This is a genomic window from Psychrobacter sp. CoH-33_TS_01 (assembly GCF_058189395.1).
On sequence record NZ_JBVGQI010000022.1, the window covers coordinates 1 to 1,193 of the forward strand.

1 protein-coding gene is annotated in these 1,193 nt (G+C 40.5%); it reads left to right on the forward strand.

Going from position 1 to position 1,193, the window contains the following annotated elements; all coding sequences use genetic code 11:
- The first annotated feature begins 203 nt into the window (after nucleotides 1–203).
- Entirely contained in the window at nucleotides 204–1,172 is a 969-nt protein-coding gene (locus ACZ2XM_RS15370) for an IS4 family transposase (protein ID WP_227523112.1), read from the forward strand.
- Nucleotides 1,173–1,193 lie beyond the last annotated feature (21 nt).

Consider the following 1,193-nt stretch of genomic DNA (forward strand, 5'->3'; position numbering starts at 1 on the left):
GCTCTGCACACGACAAAAAAACAAAAAAGTCTGTTAAAGCAAAGGCATAATAGTAATTTTTAAGACGAATCAGACCATGCCAAACTTTAACAGACTTAGTGAAACTTTAACCCAAAACCTGAGTATGAACAAGGCAAGAATCACATGTTTGAGCCTAATGATAATAGCCCTGATTACTGCTCAAAGCAGTAATCTTAAAAAAAATAGCAAGACACCTTCCTAAGGGTGGCAAGACCGACAGTCACTATCGCAGACTACAGCGATTTTTTGCCGAAGCGAGGATAGACTACGATCAACTGGCTTTAATGATATATCGACTATTTGGGCTAGGCAAACTCACCTTAACCATTGACCGCACCAACTGGAAATGGGGTAAAAGTAACCTCAACATCTTTATGCTAGGGGTGGTATATAAAGGGATAGCCATCCCCTTATACTGGCAAATGCTAGATAAGCGAGGTAATACAAACCATCTTGAACGCTGTGAACTTATTGAGCGGTTTATCAAACAATTTGGCAAAGATAACCTTGAGATGATAGTAGCAGACAGAGAGTTTGTTGGCGAAAAATGGTTTAACTGGCTCACCAATAATCACATACCCTTTGCCATACGGATTAAGAAGAACAGTAAAGTTAAGAATCATCATGGCAAGTTGGTACAGATTAAAGAGTTATTACGCCATGTTAGCCATCAAGAAACATATCGACATGGACGAATACTGACTGTCGATGGTTGTTTGGTTCGAGTATTTGCCAAGCGTGATAAAGACTATGGTTTAGTGATTGTGGCCACCAATCAACTAGAAACAGTGGATGCGATGACAAGCTATGCTAAGCGTTGGGAGATTGAGACTTTATTTGCTTGTCTAAAGGGCCGTGGCTTTAATCTTGAAGATACCCACTTAACCCATCTTGATCGGGTCAGTAAATTAGTCGCAGTGAACGCCTTAGCATTTTGTTGGGCTTATCATGTCGGTATTTATAAAGACAAAGATAAGCCGTTAAAGCGCAAGTTAAAGTCAAACGCTCGACCTCAAGCCAGTTTGTTTGCGCTTGGCCTGGATGTGTTGATTGAGGGCCTTCACTTGGTGTTCTTTAACAATGATAAGACTGTATTTCGACAGTTAGTTAGCTTTTTAACCCCTAAACCTATGAAAATCGGGTGGGGATGATTTTTTTGTCGTGTGCAGAGA